Source organism: Anaerocolumna sp., from assembly GCF_032079385.1.
Taxonomy (GTDB): Bacteria; Bacillota; Clostridia; order Lachnospirales; family Lachnospiraceae; genus Anaerocolumna.
This window is the reverse complement of record NZ_DAMAUC010000035.1, coordinates 22926-40724: the sequence shown is the minus strand read 5'-3', so window position 1 is coordinate 40724 and position 17799 is coordinate 22926. Positions and strand designations below refer to the sequence as shown.

At 36.2% G+C, this 17799-nt stretch carries 13 protein-coding genes and 1 pseudogene; 3 read left to right on the top strand and 11 right to left on the bottom strand.

Annotated features, from left to right (window positions below):
- Positions 1-281: 281 nt before the first annotated feature.
- The gene (locus RT261_RS19310; protein WP_313134760.1) at positions 282-1997 is read right to left on the bottom strand and encodes a phospho-sugar mutase; all 1716 of its coding nucleotides are present in this window, start codon (positions 1995-1997) and stop codon (positions 282-284) included.
- A gap of 329 nt (positions 1998-2326) precedes the next feature.
- Entirely contained in the window at positions 2327-3190 is an 864-nt protein-coding gene (gene fba / locus RT261_RS19305) for a class II fructose-1,6-bisphosphate aldolase (RefSeq protein WP_313134759.1), read from the bottom strand.
- Positions 3191-3685: 495 nt separating this feature from the next.
- On the opposite strand from fba, the gene RT261_RS19300 reads away from it, so the two are divergent.
- The gene (locus RT261_RS19300) at positions 3686-4960 is read left to right on the top strand and encodes a DNA polymerase Y family protein (RefSeq protein WP_313134758.1); all 1275 of its coding nucleotides are present in this window, start codon (positions 3686-3688) and stop codon (positions 4958-4960) included.
- Between the two features lie 396 nt (positions 4961-5356).
- Here the strand turns inward: RT261_RS19300 and RT261_RS21055 are convergent, their stop codons facing one another.
- The 3 genes and pseudogenes from RT261_RS21055 to RT261_RS19290 form a co-directional block, all read right to left on the bottom strand.
- Positions 5357-5734, bottom strand: coding sequence for a NifB/NifX family molybdenum-iron cluster-binding protein (locus RT261_RS21055; protein ID WP_334308253.1), 378 nt, complete (start codon positions 5732-5734; stop codon positions 5357-5359).
- Between the two features lie 42 nt (positions 5735-5776).
- Positions 5777-6625: pseudogene (locus RT261_RS21050) on the bottom strand (P-loop NTPase); the annotation flags it as partial.
- Positions 6626-6729: 104 nt separating this feature from the next.
- Entirely contained in the window at positions 6730-7062 is a 333-nt protein-coding gene (locus RT261_RS19290; RefSeq protein WP_313134756.1) for a DUF134 domain-containing protein, read from the bottom strand.
- A 285-nt stretch (positions 7063-7347) separates the two neighbouring features.
- Here RT261_RS19290 and RT261_RS19285 point away from each other — a divergent pair, with 285 nt between their 5' ends.
- The gene (locus RT261_RS19285) at positions 7348-7923 is read left to right on the top strand and encodes an N-acetylmuramoyl-L-alanine amidase family protein (RefSeq protein WP_313134754.1); all 576 of its coding nucleotides are present in this window, start codon (positions 7348-7350) and stop codon (positions 7921-7923) included.
- 103 nt (positions 7924-8026) lie between these two features.
- On the opposite strand, the gene pgmB is transcribed toward RT261_RS19285, so the two are convergent.
- From pgmB to RT261_RS19255, 6 genes are all read right to left on the bottom strand, one after another.
- Positions 8027-8668: a beta-phosphoglucomutase gene (pgmB, locus tag RT261_RS19280; RefSeq protein ID WP_313134753.1), complete on the bottom strand. Its 642-nt coding sequence runs from the start codon at positions 8666-8668 to the stop codon at positions 8027-8029.
- Between the two features lie 142 nt (positions 8669-8810).
- A complete protein-coding gene (locus tag RT261_RS19275; RefSeq protein WP_313134752.1) occupies positions 8811-11117 on the bottom strand; it encodes a glycoside hydrolase family 65 protein in 2307 nt (768 codons plus the stop codon).
- Between the two features lie 40 nt (positions 11118-11157).
- Entirely contained in the window at positions 11158-11994 is an 837-nt protein-coding gene (locus tag RT261_RS19270; RefSeq protein ID WP_313134751.1) for a carbohydrate ABC transporter permease, read from the bottom strand.
- Positions 11994-12869: a carbohydrate ABC transporter permease gene (locus tag RT261_RS19265; protein WP_313134749.1), complete on the bottom strand. Its 876-nt coding sequence runs from the start codon at positions 12867-12869 to the stop codon at positions 11994-11996. The genes RT261_RS19270 and RT261_RS19265 overlap by 1 nt, the downstream gene beginning before the upstream one ends.
- A 320-nt stretch (positions 12870-13189) precedes the next feature.
- A complete protein-coding gene (locus RT261_RS19260) occupies positions 13190-14515 on the bottom strand; it encodes a sugar ABC transporter substrate-binding protein (RefSeq protein WP_313134748.1) in 1326 nt (441 codons plus the stop codon).
- 234 nt (positions 14516-14749) lie between these two features.
- Positions 14750-15730 carry a LacI family DNA-binding transcriptional regulator gene (locus RT261_RS19255; protein WP_313134747.1) on the bottom strand — a complete coding sequence of 327 codons (981 nt, stop codon included), beginning with the start codon at positions 15728-15730 and terminating at the stop codon, positions 14750-14752.
- A gap of 641 nt (positions 15731-16371) precedes the next feature.
- Here RT261_RS19255 and rpoD point away from each other — a divergent pair.
- Positions 16372-17487 (top strand): RNA polymerase sigma factor RpoD, encoded by a 1116-nt coding sequence (gene rpoD / locus RT261_RS19250; RefSeq protein WP_313134746.1) that lies wholly within the window; start codon positions 16372-16374, stop codon positions 17485-17487.
- Positions 17488-17799 lie beyond the last annotated feature (312 nt).

Below are 17799 nucleotides of genomic sequence, written 5' to 3'. Positions count from 1 at the left end.
GTGACTTTGAGAAATTCGCTAATGGTTCTTATACGATAGAAATCGCGCCAATATTTAAAAATTGAGCTGTTGAATAATAGGTGCTACTTGCACCTATTATTTACGGGGCATAGCCGAGGAGTTCTCAATTTTTAAATATGTTTTAAGTGATTACTATCGTATTAGAACCATCGAATTTCTATATGGAACAAGCAATATACAACATCCCCCACTCTCTATGGTCTGAATATCCCATATTGGGCAAAGCGTACTATTGTCAATAAGCGAAATTTTTATATATCTTAGTCTACTTTAAAGGCCGGATCATTTACTAGGTTTTGCAACTTTATATTGGCATCATCTAATGAATTGCCTTTTACTCCAAAGTAGAACTTGATTTTAGGCTCTGTTCCGGAAGGGCGAATTGCACACCAGGCATCGTCATTGAATTCAAGATACATTACGTCTGATTTCGGTAATCCGGTTGGTACTACTGCTCCGGTGGCAGTGTCAGTAATGGTGTCTGCAATATAATCTCTTACTTTTAGTACGGTATAGTCTCCGGCTTTCTTGGGAGGATTGATTCTGTAGCTTTCCATAATCTCTTTGATTTTTTCCATGCCTTCGATACCTTTTAAAGTAACAGAAACTAAATCTTCTTTATAATAGCCGTATTTTTCAAATACCCGCTGCATTTGTTCGTATAAAGAGATACCTTGCTGTCTGTAGTAAGCTGCGGCTTCACAGAACATCATAACAGCTACCACGGCATCTTTATCTCTGGAATGGGTTCCTACTAAGCAGCCATAGCTTTCTTCAAATCCAAATACGAATTCGTTAGAGCCGGTTTGTTCAAATAATTTGATTTGTTCTCCAATATATTTAAATCCGGTTAAGACTTCAATTAAAGTTGCGCCGTAATGCTCTGCAATCTTATCGGCAAGTCCTCCGGTTACAATTGTCTTTATTAAGGCAGCGTTTTTTGGTAAGGTACCATGAGCTGCTCTCTGGGAAAACACATATTCTGCAATTAGGGCACCTGACATATTGCCGGTTAATAATTGGAATTCTCCCTTGTCATCACGGATTTGAACACCCAGTCTGTCTGCATCCGGATCCGTTGCAAGAATTATATCCGCGCCTACTTCTTCTGCTAATTTCTTAGCAATTGTAAATACTTTCGGATCTTCCGGGTTAGGGTATCCTACTGTAGTGAATTCAGAATCTGGCATCTCCTGTTCCGGAACAACATATACATTTTCAAATCCTAATTCTTTTAATATTCTTCTTACCGGCAGGTTTCCTGTACCATTTAAAGGAGTATAAACGATCTTCATATCCTTACACTCTTTTGCTACCGGATTTAATACCAATTTCTTTAACTGGGCAATGTATTTGTCATCAATTTCGCTGCCAATTACCTGATATAGTCCTTTTTTTATTGCTTCTGATTTATCCATTGTTTTAACAACGGAATAATCCGTAATGGCATTTACTTCCTCAATGATTTCCACATCCTTAGGAGAGGTAACTTGTGCCCCATCTTCCCAATATACCTTATATCCGTTGTATTCCGCAGGATTATGGCTTGCAGTTATAACAATACCAGCGATGCAGCCTAACTCTCTAACTGTAAATGATAGTTCCGGGGTTGGTCTTAAGGATTCAAATACATAAGCTTTGATTCCACTGGCATTTAGGCAAAGTGCTGATTCAGCGGCAAACTCCGGCGACATTCTTCTGGAGTCATAAGCTATCGCTACTCCTTTACCGGCACCGCCTTGTTTTAGTATATAATTTGCTAATCCCTGGGTTGCCTTTCTTACAGTATATAGGTTCATACGATTTGTTCCGGCTCCTAAGATCCCACGAAGTCCACCGGTACCAAACTCTAAATCCTTAAAAAATCGTTCTTTTATCTCATTATCATTATTTTCAATGTTCTTAAGCTCTGCTCTTGTTGCTTCATCAAAATATTCGTCATTAACCCATTGTTTGTATTTCTCCAAATAAGCCATATTCAAAACCTCCTAATCAATTTCTCTTATGATGTTTATTTTACTAAACTTTAACCCCAGTTGCAATGTATTTTCACAAATAACAACGTTTAATCTGGCAAGAGAAAAATATGAAATTATAAAGCGTTATTAATATCAATATTTAATTTATTACAATTCTCACATCTAAAAGCTTTTTTCTGTCTTCCCCAAAAGTATTATGTTTAAGCTTATAAAAACAAACTGTCATTCCAAGTGTTTGATTAAAGAATCTTTCTTGTAATAAGATTCTTTGCAACTTAGAATGACAGTCTGGTAACAGCCTCAGCTGTTTGTATTAAGTAAATTTCTTAAGCTTTACCTACAGAACCGAATAATTCCATTTTTTCTTTTACTGTAGCCTTGATAGCTTCTGTACCAGGAGCTAATAGTTTACGAGGGTCAAAACCTTTTCCTGTAAGGTCTTTTCCTTCTTCAATGTATTTACGGGTAGCAGCAGCAAATGTTAACTGGCACTCTGTATTAACATTGATTTTAGCAACTCCAAGGGAGATTGCTTTCTGAATCATATCTTCAGGAATACCGGTACCTCCATGAAGAACCAATGGCATATCGCCGGTTAACTGCTGGATTGCGTCTAATGTATCAAAACTTAGGCCCTGCCAGTTTTCCGGATATTTTCCGTGAATGTTACCGATTCCTGCTGCAAGCATTGTTACACCAAGATCAGCAATTGCTTTACATTCCTTAGGATCAGCCACTTCACCTGTTCCAATAACACCGTCTTCTTCACCGCCGATGGAACCAACTTCTGCTTCTATGGACAAACCTTTTTCATTGCAAAGTCCTACAAGTTCCTGAGTTTTAGCAATGTTTTCATCAATTGGATAATGGGAGCCGTCAAACATAATGGATGAGAAGCCTGCTTCAATACATTTCTTAGCACCTTCATAACTACCATGATCTAAGTGTAATGCAACTGGTACTGTAATATTTAATTCTTCCATCATATTTTTAACCATAGCTGCAACTGTTTTGTAACCACACATATATTTTCCAGCGCCTTCTGATACTCCAAGAATAACTGGGGATTTCAATTCTTCTGCAGTTAATAATACTGCTTTTGTCCATTCAAGATTGTTAATGTTAAATTGGCCTACTGCATATTTACCTGCCTTCGCTTTATTAAGCATATCTTTAGCTGATACTAACATAATATACCTCCATCTTTATTTATTTTCATTGTGCTGCACCACAACTTTTCCTTATTATACCCTATATTTCCATAGAAGGAAATATAAATTACTGTATTTCTTTTTATTTATTGATAATTTTTATATTTAGTCTAATATGTCTCTTTAAATATATGATTTTAAGGACATGTTTATGTATTATAACAACTACTTTTATATAATTTTTCACTTATTGAATCAAAAAATTATAACAAGATTATTTTTATGTATAAAGATTGCTATAAGTGAGATTATCCTTATTTTAAGCAGCTTCTTTCTATGGTATAATGTAGTTATTTTAAAGCAAGTAATGGTACCTCTATATTATACCATAGATATCATAGGATTTCGAATGGAACAGTGTGAATTATTGAAATGTTTAATTCGCACCTGATTTGCAGCAGTGCTGCATCTGCAGGCAGATCGGTATTCAATGGAAACTAGGTTGAAAAACTTTTCTATTTCAACCAGCCATTTGTGCCGACACACAAAGCTGCTGTCGTTATAAAAAGGCGCTACGGGGCCAGAATCGAGGTTATTATGCCGGAAAGAATTATTTTTCATGTTGACGTTAATTCTGCCTTCTTAAGTTGGGAAGCCGTTCATAGAATCATGGATTTGGGAGAGGAACTGGATTTAAGAACCATTCCTTCCGCAGTAGGAGGTGATATCAGTAAGCGTCATGGAGTGGTTTTGGCAAAATCAACTCCTGCAAAACAGTTTCATATTCATACCGGTGAGCCGATTCAGCGGGCATTGCAAAAGTGTCCCCATTTGATGGTGGTACCTCCCAATCACGGGCTTTATGCCCAGTACTCAAAAAAGCTTCATAACATGCTATATGACTACACTCCGGTTATTGAACCTTTTTCTATCGACGAAGCCTTTTTAGATATGACGGGTGTCTGTTTAAATCACCGGGAGGCCATTGAAACTGCTAATAAAATGAAAAAAAGAATTAAAGAAGAACTTCATTTCACTGTAAATATCGGAATATCCACCAATAAGCTTCTTGCAAAGATGGCCTCCGACTTTAAAAAACCGGATTTTGTCCATACTCTTTTTCTTGAAGAAATCCCAAATAAAATGTGGCCTCTGCCATTGGATGAATTGTTCTTTGTAGGAAAAGCCACAAGCAAATCTTTGCATTCTCTTGGTTTAAAAACCATTGGAGATATTGCCAATATGGATCTTAGAATATTGAAAGCCCATTTAGGTAATAAGCACGGAGAGATGATTTATAAAAACGCCAAAGGAATGGATGAATCCCCAGTGGAAGCTGAAACTGCTGCCAACAAGGGATATGGCAACAGCACAACATTATCTCAGGATGTAACGGATTTTGAAACTGCTAATTTGATTTTGCTTTCTTTATGTGAAACTGTTGCTGCCAGGCTTCGCAGTGATGATGTAAAATGCAGCTGCATCAGCGTGGAAGTCACAGATTGGGAGTTTAATCGCCAATCCCATCAGACAACTCTTCTATCACCAACGAATACTACCAATACAATCTATAAGACCGCTTGTGAGTTACTGAAGGACTTTTGGACAGGAACGCCTCTTAGATTGTTAGGAGTACGTACAAGCAAAGTAACCGTAGAAAATTATTCTCAGATGAATTTGTTCGATATGGCTAAGAATGAGAAGTACGCCAAGTTAGATAAGACTTTGGATCATATTCGAAAAAAGTTTGGTCAGGATGCGATCAAACGTGCCAGCTTTATGGAAACAAACAAAAAAGAGAATAACTAGAAAAATTCAAAGGAGGATGTTTGTTGTCAACCTTAATACCCTATAGCATTGACTGCTTGAGATATGAAATACAAAAACTAATAAACTGCTTTTTCTTATCTTGATCATTATGACTATAATTTCCATAACTGCGATAGCAAGTCTCATTACTTTACATTGTTTTTCATAAAAGGAAAATAAAAAATCATTAATAATAAAACCGTGAAAATATTAAATTTATAAGAAGAGAGACGTGCAATATACGAACCCAAAATGTTTGACATTATTATAGGTTCATACATTATACATCTCTCTTTTTAATTGAATAAGCTTAAAAGCTAATTAATCTTTCGTATCATTAAACTGATTAAAAGGGATATAACATTACCTTATATACCATTTTTGCAAATTACTTTTTTATTCATGATGACAGACATGATTCTCATTTTCATGATCATGATGATCGCAGGTAGGACCTTCACTTGCCTGTAAGGAACCATCCAGATAAGATGCTGTAACAACGTCCACATCGCCCTGGGCACCAGGTATTACTAGCATTCCCGCTTCCATAAGGCCTTCCATAGCATGCAGGCCAACTCCACCGCATATAACTACATCAATATTATTTTCACTTAATAAAGTCACTAATTCAGAATGACCTGCTCCATTGCTTGAAAGAGTATTTTTAGACTTTAAATCTTTACCTTCCAATTCATAAATGGTAAAAGCCTGTGTTTTCCCAAAATGCTGGAATACATTATGATTTTCATCCGTTGCTACTGCTATTCTTTTCACTTCTGTGCCTTCTTTAACTTCACCGGACTTTTCAACCGGGTGCACCTTTTCCAAAGTATCTGCCAGATGATCCAGCCAATCTCCTTGTAGTTCTTCCACATTTTCATGGTCAATAGCAGATGCAATAGACGGGTCAATAGGTACTTTAGCAAGTACAGGAAGATTGAATTTTTCACCCACTTCTTCTATATGACTTGTTCCAAAAACACTGATTTTTTCACCGCAATTACCGCAACTAATATAACTATAATTCTCTACCAGACCAAGAATGGGAATATTCATAGCATTGGCCATATTCACTGCTTTAGCAACGATCATGGATACCAGCTCCTGTGGGGAAGCCACTATAATTAATCCGTCCACCGGCAGGGATTGGAATACGGTAAGAGGTACATCCCCGGTTCCCGGCGGCATGTCTACAAACATGTAGTCCACTTCTTCCCATAAAACATCGGACCAGAATTGTTTTACTGTTCCGGCTATGATTGGTCCCCGCCAGACAACTGGAGTTTCTTCTGTTTCCAGCAAAAGGTTTACAGACATAATCTTGGTTCCATTCTCACTGTGAGCAGGTAGTATACCCACTCCATTACTCATTGCTTTTTCATGAATACCAAATGCTTTTGGAATAGATGGGCCTGTAATATCCGCATCTAATATAGCTGTAGCATATCCCCTTCGGTTCATTAGTACAGAAAGATAAGAGGTAATAAAGGATTTTCCCACTCCCCCCTTACCGCTTACAACGCCTATCACTTTCTTAACCGTACTATATTCATTGGCTGCTACACGAAAATCTTCCTTCGCCGGTTCCTTTCTAGAGGAACAACTGGTTTTACAACCTGAGCAATCACTGTTACAACTGCCTTCGCTTTGATATACTTCACTCATTTCCTTGTCTCCTAATCTACATTTGTTATAATTTAATATTACATTACATGTTGCTATTTCATTTATATTCTCTTAAAAATATTACCCATTGGGCAAAAAGTAAACTATATTTTACTGCAATTCTTACATCTGGGTTTACACCGGCAATGCCCCCTGGAAATAATATAATTTCCCCCTTCAATGCGGACTCCTTTTCCCTCACACAAAGCCTCTGCTGCTTTTTTCCTGGCGGAATACAGAATGCGCTGAAAAGTTCCTCTGGATATTTCCATTCGTTTGGCGGCTTCTTCCTGCTCAATTCCCTCCAGATCGCACAGCCTTATGGCCTCTAATTCATCCACGCTGATGGTTATATATTCTTTTTGATTTTCTTCCGATGTAAATACCTTATGTTTGAATTCGGAACATACCATTCTTGGTTTTACATTTCTGGGCATCCCCCACTCCTTTCTGCAAAACTTTATAGTGAGCTATCCATGGTTAACATTATGTAAAATCACTTTTTCTATTATGTGCATATGCACATAATAATTATACTCCCTTGCGCATAATTGTCAATAAGTAATCTCCTATTTTATTTCAAAGAATTTTATCCTAAAAATCACACTATAAAACCTGTTATTAGTGCCATTTATTATACAAGGAACTCTTTAAATTTAATTAATGTAACAAGCAACTTTAAATTGAATATTATAGTTATATATAATTAAAGGAGAATTATCTTGGCTATCAAAATTTTTATAGATCAAGGGCATAATCCGCCAGGTGCAGTGAATGCCGGTGCAGAAGCCAATGGGGTAAATGAAGGAGAAGTTAATTATAATGTTGGTATTTATCTTGCCCAAATGTTAAATGATGACTACAGATTTGAAGCCCGCACCTCCAGAACATCACCAGATCAGGTTTTAGGAACAAGTAATGCAACCAGTTTGGCGGAACGAGTAAGAATGGCAAATGAATGGCCGGCAAATTATTTTATCAGTATTCATGGCAATTCCAATCCAAACCCGGCAATTAATGGTACAGAAGTATATGTTTACGAGTTGTACTCGCAATCTTACGTCTTTGGAGAGTTTGTTTTAAATGGTATCGTAGATTATGTTGGTACAAATGACAATGGATTAAGAGTCAACTCTTCTCTATTTGTACTTAGAAGGACAAATATGCCTTCTATATTGGTGGAGTTGGCTTATCTGACCAACTATGAAGATGCACAGAAATTGAGAGACAGGCAATATGATTTTGCTTATGGCATTTATCGAGGAATTTTAAATTATTTTGGATTTGAACCACTTTAAACGAATTCTAATTCTAAATAGACCTTCCAGGGTATTAGTTCTTAATACACCAGAAGGTCTTTTAACGCAATATTAACAAAGTGCGATACTTTAAAAATATATTTTATTGAATAAAATTCATCAGGTCTGAAAATTTGGATAACTGATAGGTTATCCGAGAGGATTTTGCTGCATCTCCGATACCTGCACAGTCCATATTACCAGACAGGGCTGCTTCTACTCCAGATACAGCATCTTCTATTACCAGACAATGCTCAGGTGACATTCCCAGGTATTCTGCTGCCTTTAGGAATACTTCAGGGTCCGGTTTGGACTTGGTAATGTTATTACCATCGGATATTGCATCAAAAAAGTTTTCCAGTCCTATTTGTTTTAGAATTAGTTTCGTATTTCTGCTGGAGGAACCGATGGCAAGTTTTAATCCAAGGTTCCGAAGTGCATGTAATGTTTCTACAACATCAGAACTTACATCATCGGGAGTCATTTTATACAGAAGTTTCTTGTAGATTTCATTCTTCTCCTCCGTATATTTTACCTTGTCTTCATGGGATAAGGCTTCTCCCTGGTAACGTTCCAAAATAATTTCAAAGCTTTCCATGCGGCTTACTCCCCGCAATCTGTTGTTGATTTCTTCATCAAAATAGATTCCCATTTTGTCTGCAAGCTCTTTCCAGGCAAGATAGTGATAATAATCTGTATGGCAGATTACGCCGTCTAAATCAAATATAATCGCTTTGTATTTCATAAGTTCCTGCTTTCTGTCTATTTATATCCAAATAAGCATTTCTACAGAATAATAAAACCTCTATACCGATAGACAATCTTATTCCGGAGATATAAATCACTGCTTTTGATGTTTGATATGCTTCGTGTTACACCATACTATTTTACACTTCTGACATGACTAATTCAACTGAATCTTTTAATTCGTATGGTTTATCATTAACATGTATATTCTTAGCATCCCCCTCTAGTAAAGTAAATATGATTTTTTCCTTTGTCACCTTTACTTCAATATGACTGCCTTCATAAATAATCTTAAATTCATAACCAATCCATTCTTCCGGGAGTTTAGGCGCAAAGCATAATCCTTTTTCTTTCAGCTGCAATCCCCCAAATCCATATACAATAGCCATATAGTTTCCACCCATATTCGCCGTATGTATGCCGTCTTTTGAATTTTGATGGGTGTTATATAAATCCAGCATGGCGGAGTCACCAAAATAATCATGCGCCTTGTCCACATACCCTAATCTGGATGCCATAATACTAAAGATACAGGCTGATAAAGAGGAATCGTGGGTTGTAATCTTTTCGTAGTATTCGTAGGAATTTCTTATAGTCTCCACAGGCTGAAAGTCTTCAAATATAAAATGTGCCAGCACCGTATCTGCCTGTTTGCAAACCTGATGCCTATAAAGATACATAGGGTGATAGTGCAATAGCAAGGGGTAATTCTCTTTGGGCGTATGGGCAAAGTCCCAAACCTTTTTCTCTAAAAAAGAGTCATCCTGTGGATTTATTTTTAATTCTTCATCATAGGGAAGATACATCTGCTCTGCCGCTTTTTCAAATTCCTTTATTTCTTCTTCCTGAATTCCGATTTTATCAACAATGGGTGCTAGTTTTTCTTCTTTTATCAACAAATAATAGAATTTTACCGCCCATTGCAGGTTATACTTTGCCGATGCATTGGTATAGTAATTATTATTCACCATACAGGTATATTCATCCGGTCCGGTAACTTCATTGATTCTAAACCGGCCTTTATAAAAATGCCCTGTATCCATCCACAATCTGGCTGTTTCAAATACGATTTCTCCGCCCTTTTCCGCTATAAAATCTATATTCTTTGTTGCAAGATAATAGGAAATAATAGCATAAGCGATATCTCCGTTAATATGGTATTGAGCAGAACCGGAAGGAAAATATCCGCTGCACTCTTTACCCATAATGGTTCTCCAGGGATAAAGGGCCCCCTTCTTATGACCCAGCAGCTTTGCATTTTCCCTGGCTAAATCCAGAGTTTTATAGCGGTATTCCAGTAAGTTTCTGGAAATATCCGGATTGGTTAATATGAAATAAGGAAGAATATACATTTCTGTATCCCAGAAATAATGTCCCTCATAACCTTCCCCACTTAAACCTTTTGCTGCTATATTACAGTGTTCATCCTTGCCAACAGACTGCATCAGCTGATACAGATTATAATTCAACGCTAAACTTAACTCTTCATCTCCCTCTATCCGGACAAAACTATTTCTCCAGTAGGAATCTAGATAAGTCTTTTGGTGATTGTGTAATTCGATTAGCGACAAACTCAAGGCTTTTTCCATCTCTACGGCAGCTGCTGCCCTGCAATCATCATATCGGATGGAGTCCGCAAAGACGGTATATTTCGTTAAAGCAACGGTTTCTCCCATCTGAATGACAGAATCTATAACAGTTGTAATACTATTTTCTTCATTCTTCATGGTATAAACGCCTGCATTTGTGCTTGTGCCTTCTTTCATTAGGAGATTCGTAACTCCGGTGCATAAGAATAAGCCGGATTTAGCTGTTCGCGATGTAATATAAGAAGTTTGATTATCTATCTCCGTCTTTTCTGGAAGAATATGAGTAAAGCTCTCCCCTGCAACCCTTGGGTCATTAGGATTACTATAATTTAGCACATTACCTTTATGACCGGATATAAAACGTATATCCCCACTAAAGTTTAAGGCTTTCACACTATATTCAATGGTAAATAAGGACAATTGATAAAATGAGGTCATTCGCTTTATGATTATTTCAGCTTCTTTCCCATTTGGTGATCTCCATTTTACCACTCTGATTGTAAATCCATGTTCCATGTCCAGCAGCCGTTTACTTTCTAGCACGGTGCCATCAAACATGGAAAAGGTTTCTTCTCCTAACTGAAGCAATACGCTTTGAGTGTCTGCCACATTTACCATAGCTTGTTTTTCTTCTGCCATACCATATAGCTTTTCTGCCTGTTTCATTTCGGAAATATCATAAAAGCCGTTTATATACGAACCCCGAATGGTATCATATCCATCGGGATAACCTTCTTCCAGATTTGCGCGAATACCAATATATCCATTGGCGTTATGAAACACAGTTTCATTTAACATCAAATCATCGTTACTTAAATTAAAATTGTTAATTTCATAAACTAGTAATTTTTCTCTCATGCTTTTTCTCTTTCCTAATCCCTTCTATAAATGGTGCACATTATTTTAAGGCACCGGCTGCAACGCCTTTAATTATGTATTTTTGCGCACACAGATAGAATATAATAACCGGAATAATTGTTAACATCAACCCTGCCATTGCCAGATTCCATTGAATGGTAAATTGTCCAAAGAAGGATGCCGTGGACAATGGAATAGTACGCAATTTCTCTCCTGAAAGTACAAGGGATGGCAGCAAGTAGTCATTCCAAATCCAAATAACATCCAGTATAATTACCGTTACCGTTGTTGGTTTTAACATTGGAAATACGATCTTTAAAAAAACTCCGAATTTATTACATCCATCAATAGTTGCGGCTTCCTCTAATGATACGGGTATGGATTTTATAAATCCATGATATAAGAATACCGCCATACTTGCTCCAAACCCAACATTCATATAGATTAAGCCTCCTAAGGATTCCAGCATGGGTATGTGTAAATGATTTCGAACCCATCCCATTACCTGCATCAAAGGCATCATAATAGTTTGAAATGGTATCAGCATAGTCGCAACAAAAATCATAAATAGGGTTTTGCTTAATTTATCATTGGTTCTCACTAACATCCAGGCAGTCATAGAGGCCAAAATAACAATGATTGCAATAGAAATTATAGTGACAATCAAAGAGTTGCTAAACGCCTTAAGGAATCTCATCTTCTCCATGGCAGTTACATAGTATTCCTTTGTGAATTTTCCCGGCAGGGCAATCATATTCTCATAAAGTTCCTGGCGGTTTTTAAAAGAGTTAACAAAGACCATGTATACAGGAAATAAGTAAAATGCGCATGCCACCAGCAATAAAATCTCTCCTATAATCCGAACCGCTCTTTTCATTACATAACCACCTCTTTCTTCTTGGTGATGGAAACCTGAATTAAGGTTATGACAGCTACAACGATAAAGAATATAATCGCTTTTGCCTGTCCATATCCATAATGATTCAGCGAGAATATTTCATTGTATATATTCATGGCAAGCATTTCTGTTGCCCGGTTTGGTCCGCCTTTTGTTAAAGAAACGTTGACATCATAAATTTTAAAGCAGTTGGACAGCGTCATAAACAGACCTATGGTAAAAGAAGGCATTATAAGCGGAAACTTAATCCCAAGCAAAGTCTGCCAGAAGTTTGCACCATCCACTTGTGCCGCTTCTATCACATCCTCCGGTATAGCCTGAATGCCGGTTATATAGATAATCATTATATAGCCCGCCATTTGCCAGGTAGCTACAATAATCAACGCCAGCAGCGAAAACTTAGGATCCAGAAGCCAGCTAAAGAATATATTCGTAAGTCCTGTGGCTTCTCCTATGGATTTAAAAACATCCGTAAATATAAACTGCCATATATAACCTAAAATTAAGCCGCCGATTAAATAAGGCATGAATAACATGGTTCTGGCTATATTCCGCACTTTCAGCTTACCGGTTACCAGCAAAGCAAATGCCAGACCCAATATATTAATAATTAAAACTGCAGCTATCGTGAATAGCAACGTATGTCCGGCAGAACTGATAAAGTTTTTATCTGAAAACAACTGTATGTAATTAGAAAAACCAACAAAAGTTTTTTTATTTAACGGCATTCCATCCCATGATATAAAGGAGTATCCAATTCCAATAAAAAAAGGAATTATGACAACCGTTGTAAACACAAATACAAGAGGTAATACAAACAATGCATACCATGCCCTGTCACTTTTTCGCTTCATTAAATCCCTCCTGTCATGGCGGATATTCATAATCCTGACTATCAAAAATCTGTTTGTCATACTAAAGGTTTTTACCTTGAAGTGCTTTACATCTGAAGCTCTCCATCAGGCTTAGAATGACGTATTTTTATACATCTCTTCTTATTGAATACAGTCGGGGTCTATGCTCCGACTGTATTCTAGTAAATCTTTATATTCTTATATTTATTTCGATTCTAATCCTTTTCTAATTCTTTCGACTATAAATCCTTTTCTAATTCTTTTAAAAATCTTTATAGACTTTTGTAAGTTTTTAGTAAGATTTTAATGAGTGATTCCTACTATTTACCAGCTTCTACAAATGCTTCATTCAAAGATTTCAGTAATTCTGTCCCAGTCATATTTGTTGTAAAGAATTCTTGTGCAACCGGTACTAAGTAAACATCAACAATACCTGCCGGCCAGTAGGAGTTCATTGGCCATGGAATGGTTTTACCACCATTGGTATATTCCGCAACAGCTTGTGAAAGAGGATCCAATTTTTCATTTTCCATATTTGCTACTACCGGAATGAAGCCGAACTCTTCCATTAAATATTTCTTTCCTGTTTCACTGGTATACATCCACTGTATAAAATCTTTTCCTGCCTGGATTTCAGCATCTGCTGCCTGAGAATTAACATACCAGCAAGTAGGAACGCTGACAGCGATTTTATCATTTTCTAATATAGGAAGAGGCATCATGCCCATTTCAAAATTAACATCATAATCTGTAAACATGCCATAACACCAGTTTCCTTGGTGAATAGACGCAGATTTACCCATGGCAAAATCACCAGTCTCTTTATCATATTTTACTTCAAGAGGATTATTAGTATTCTCCCGTATAGCTTCCATGAATTTTGCAAAGTCTACAAACTCAGGAGTATTTTCCATGGTTACTTCTCCCTTAATAAGCTGTTCCACATAAGCACCAGGGTCTGCCTGTAATGCAAAAGGAGTATTCAAAATATGTCCAATCAAGAAATAACTTTCAGAAGATAAACTAAATCCATTAACACCTGCTGCTTTTTGATCTTTTAACATGGTTTCAAAAGAAGCAAAGTCGGTCACCTTGGAAGCATCTATTAAATTCTTATTATAAACTACACCAAATCCCTCAACAGTATAAGGAATGCCTGTCACTTTTCCATCTTTTACATCGGCCATATTCTCGGCAATATCGCCAACGAAAGATAAATTACTTAAATCTGCCAGATAGGCTGACAATTCATTGGATTCAGAACCGGGTGCAAGAGAGAACACAGTAGGACCCTGATTATTGCCAAGCTTAATTTTTAACTGCTGTAAGTAATCATCTCCCGTTGTATTCCATACTTCTACTTCAACTCCCGTTTCCGCTTTGTATTCTTGTGCAAGAGCTTTTAATTGATCTGTAATTTCAACTTTGGACTGAAATACAACTATTTTCTTAGCAGATTCTGTTGAAGCTTTTTCTTCTGATTTTGAATTTGTTTTGTCTTCTGCCTTTTCCTCTGTTTTGGTATCCGTATCATTTGTAGTATTCGTTGACTTGTTGTCTTTTGACCCTCCACATCCGGTTAAGGTCATAATCCCAATAAGAGTCATAATTAGTAAAACTCGAAATGTCTTTTTCATTTTTTTCATTCCCTCTCCTTCATAAACATTTTTAATAAAACGTTACACTAATATATTAGGGCATAATACCATATATGTCAACTATTTCTTTGATATTTTTGATTAAATTGCACAACTTTGATTAATTTGTATAAAAAAATAAAAATAAAACCACTGTTAAAAGGTTGCCTTTGTAACTTTTAACAGTGGTTTTACTAAAATAAAGTAAAATAGTACTCATTTTTTACTAACCCGCTCTATATCTTACTTGTTTATTCTTTTTTCGGAAACACTATTTCGCCATATAATCTTAGCTGATATTTTAAAAGGTTCTACATTCCGTTTACCTCTAATGTTTTCTATTAAGTATCTGGCTGCAATATAACCCCGTTCATAGTTGGGAATAGAGACGGTTGTAAGTCCCATGGGTTCTGCCAAATCACAATTATCAAATCCCGTTACGGCAATATCCTGAGGTACCCGTATTCCATTATCCTTAAAAGCTTTTATAGCTCCAATGGCCATATTGTCATTGGCACATACCAAACAGTCCGGAAGTTCCTGACTTAATAGCAAAATCTTAGCTGCCGTATAGCCGCTCTTTTCACGATAATCTCCGGCAAAATAGGATTTTTGCTGAAAATTAAGGTGATTTGCCTCTAAAACATCCCGAAAGGCTTTATATCTCTCTTTATTATCTGCGGTTTGCTCCGGTCCTCCCACGAATCCAAAATGACGATAACCTCTGTCAATAACCCCCTGTATAAGTTCACTCATAGGATCGTAATTATTCACCACAACGGATTTGATGTAAGGGTTGTCCAAAATTCTATCCAAAACTACAATGGGATAGTTTTCGTCGGCTATCTTAATTAAGGTATCATCCTTCATATTTTTATCCAATATAATACTTCCGCTGCTTAAATTACTCCGCATATATTTTTCAGATGATTTATCGGTGCAGATAATCAGATCAAAATCATTATCGTTTACATAATCACTAATGCCATTGATAATTTTTAAATAAAAACTTCTGTCAAAGTCGCTGAAATTAAATACAATGGTATTACTCTTCCCTGTTTTTAATGTCTTACCAACACTGTTAGGGTAATACCCCATCTCTTTACATATACTCAATATTCTTTCCCTGGTTTCTTCACCTACATTCTTTTTTTCATTTAACACATTAGAAACCGTTGAAATAGAAACTCCTGCAGCTTTTGCCACATCTTTTATACCAACCATATTCCCTGCCTCCCAGAAAACTTCTTTCTTATAAATTATTTTACTTCTTTCCGAAATATTTTACAACAATTTTATCACTTTTTACTAAATACTTTAATAAACCAATATTTTTATTAGTCCCCATTGCATGCTGTATCTGCTTGCGCTGTCACAAATCAGGGTCTGAATTATGCATTTCTATAATTTACATTAATATTCGAAGAACTTTATTCTTGAAAAACCTTCCTAATCTATAAATACTAGCATAAAACCAGTATAAATTTAGTATCATATCATTAAGAATACTAAAATTTGTATATTGGTCATAAAGTTACACACTCCTGTATCCGCAACATATAATAAAGAAGCCACCCTATTTGCAAACTCTAAAGATGAGGCTCTTTCACCAATACTTTAGATGGAAAATTTCTCTTTCTGTAATAGAAAAAATTCTTCTTTCTTTATAGTACTTGCTGTGCTATAATGTTATTTGGTGATAATGACGCCATAAGAAACGAATTTACTAAATATATTTCCATGAAACACATTTCTTTTTTCATCATGGTGATGTAAATAGTTTCTTTTTTTATTCGATTAAGTTTTATTTCATATATAAAGATATTTTTCTTTTGAATAAAGCAGCAAACACTTGGAGGAACGCAATGAACGATGTAGTACATAATTTTGAAGAGAGCTTAAAGGAGTTATTAGCTTTTGCAAATGCTAATAAAGGTATTGTTGAAGTTGATAAAGTGAATGACTTTTTTAAAGAGTTAAACTTGGATGTTAGACAAATAGATAAAATTTATGAGTATTTGGAAGCACATAACATCGTTGTTTTAAATCCTGTGGAAGAGGACGAGCCGGATGACGAAACACTTTTAGAATTAGAAGAAAGTGATGAAGCTGCATTGCTGGAATATGATGATGCTTCTTTTGCATCTACCATAACAGATGATCCGGTAAAATTGTATCTGAAAGAAATCGGTACATATCCTTTGCTATCTGTTTCAGAAGAAATAGAGTTAGCCAAAAGAATAGAGGAAGGGGATGTTCAGGCCAAGCAAATGTTGGCCGAATCCAACCTCCGTTTAGTGGTTAGTATTGCGAAACGTTATGTGGGCAGGGGATTATCTTTTCTGGATTTAATACAGGAGGGTAACTTAGGTTTAATTAAGGCAGTTGACAAGTTCGATTATAACAAAGGTTACAAATTCAGTACTTACGCAACTTGGTGGATACGTCAGGCAATCACCAGATCCATTGCTGACCAGTCCCGTACTATCCGTATCCCGGTACATATGTCTGAAGTAATCAATAAAACATACCGAGTATCCAGAAATCTTCTTCAAGAACTGGGCAGAGAGCCTTCAGAACAGGAAATTGCAGATGCAATGAAGCTTCCTATTGAAAAAGTAAGAGAAATATTAAAAGTTTCTGCGGATCCAATTTCTCTTGATACTCCAATTGGCGAAGAAGACGATAGCCATTTGGGAGATTTTATAAAAGATGATTCCATTATGGGGCCTGAAGAAGCTGCCTCTTATGCAGTCCTTCAGGATCAAATCGCTAAATTGTTAGAAACCTTAACAGACCGGGAGCAGCGTGTATTAATTCTTCGTTTTGGATTACAGGACGGCAGAACCCGTACTCTGGAGGAAGTAGGCAAAGAATTTAATGTAACCAGAGAACGAATTAGACAAATAGAAGCAAAAGCACTTAGAAAATTAAGACATCCAAGCAGGGCTAGAATGTTAAAAGGATATGATATTATATAAAAGAGTCCTAATGAAACAATTACCAGATTACTCATACTTGTCCGATGAAGTGTTAATCTCATGACACCCTTTATATTCATTAGATTAAAGATAGGAAAGTTCATAATTATAGGGCACTTATGTTTATGAGATTAAAGATAAGGAAGTTCATAATTATAGACCCCTTATGTTTATGAGATTAAAGATAGGGAAGTTTATAATTATAGACCCTCTTTATGTTCATAATAAAAGATACGAACCTCAAAATCATAAACACCCTCTATGTTAATGATATAATAAAAACGTAATGAGGAAAATACAAGCTTGCTTGAT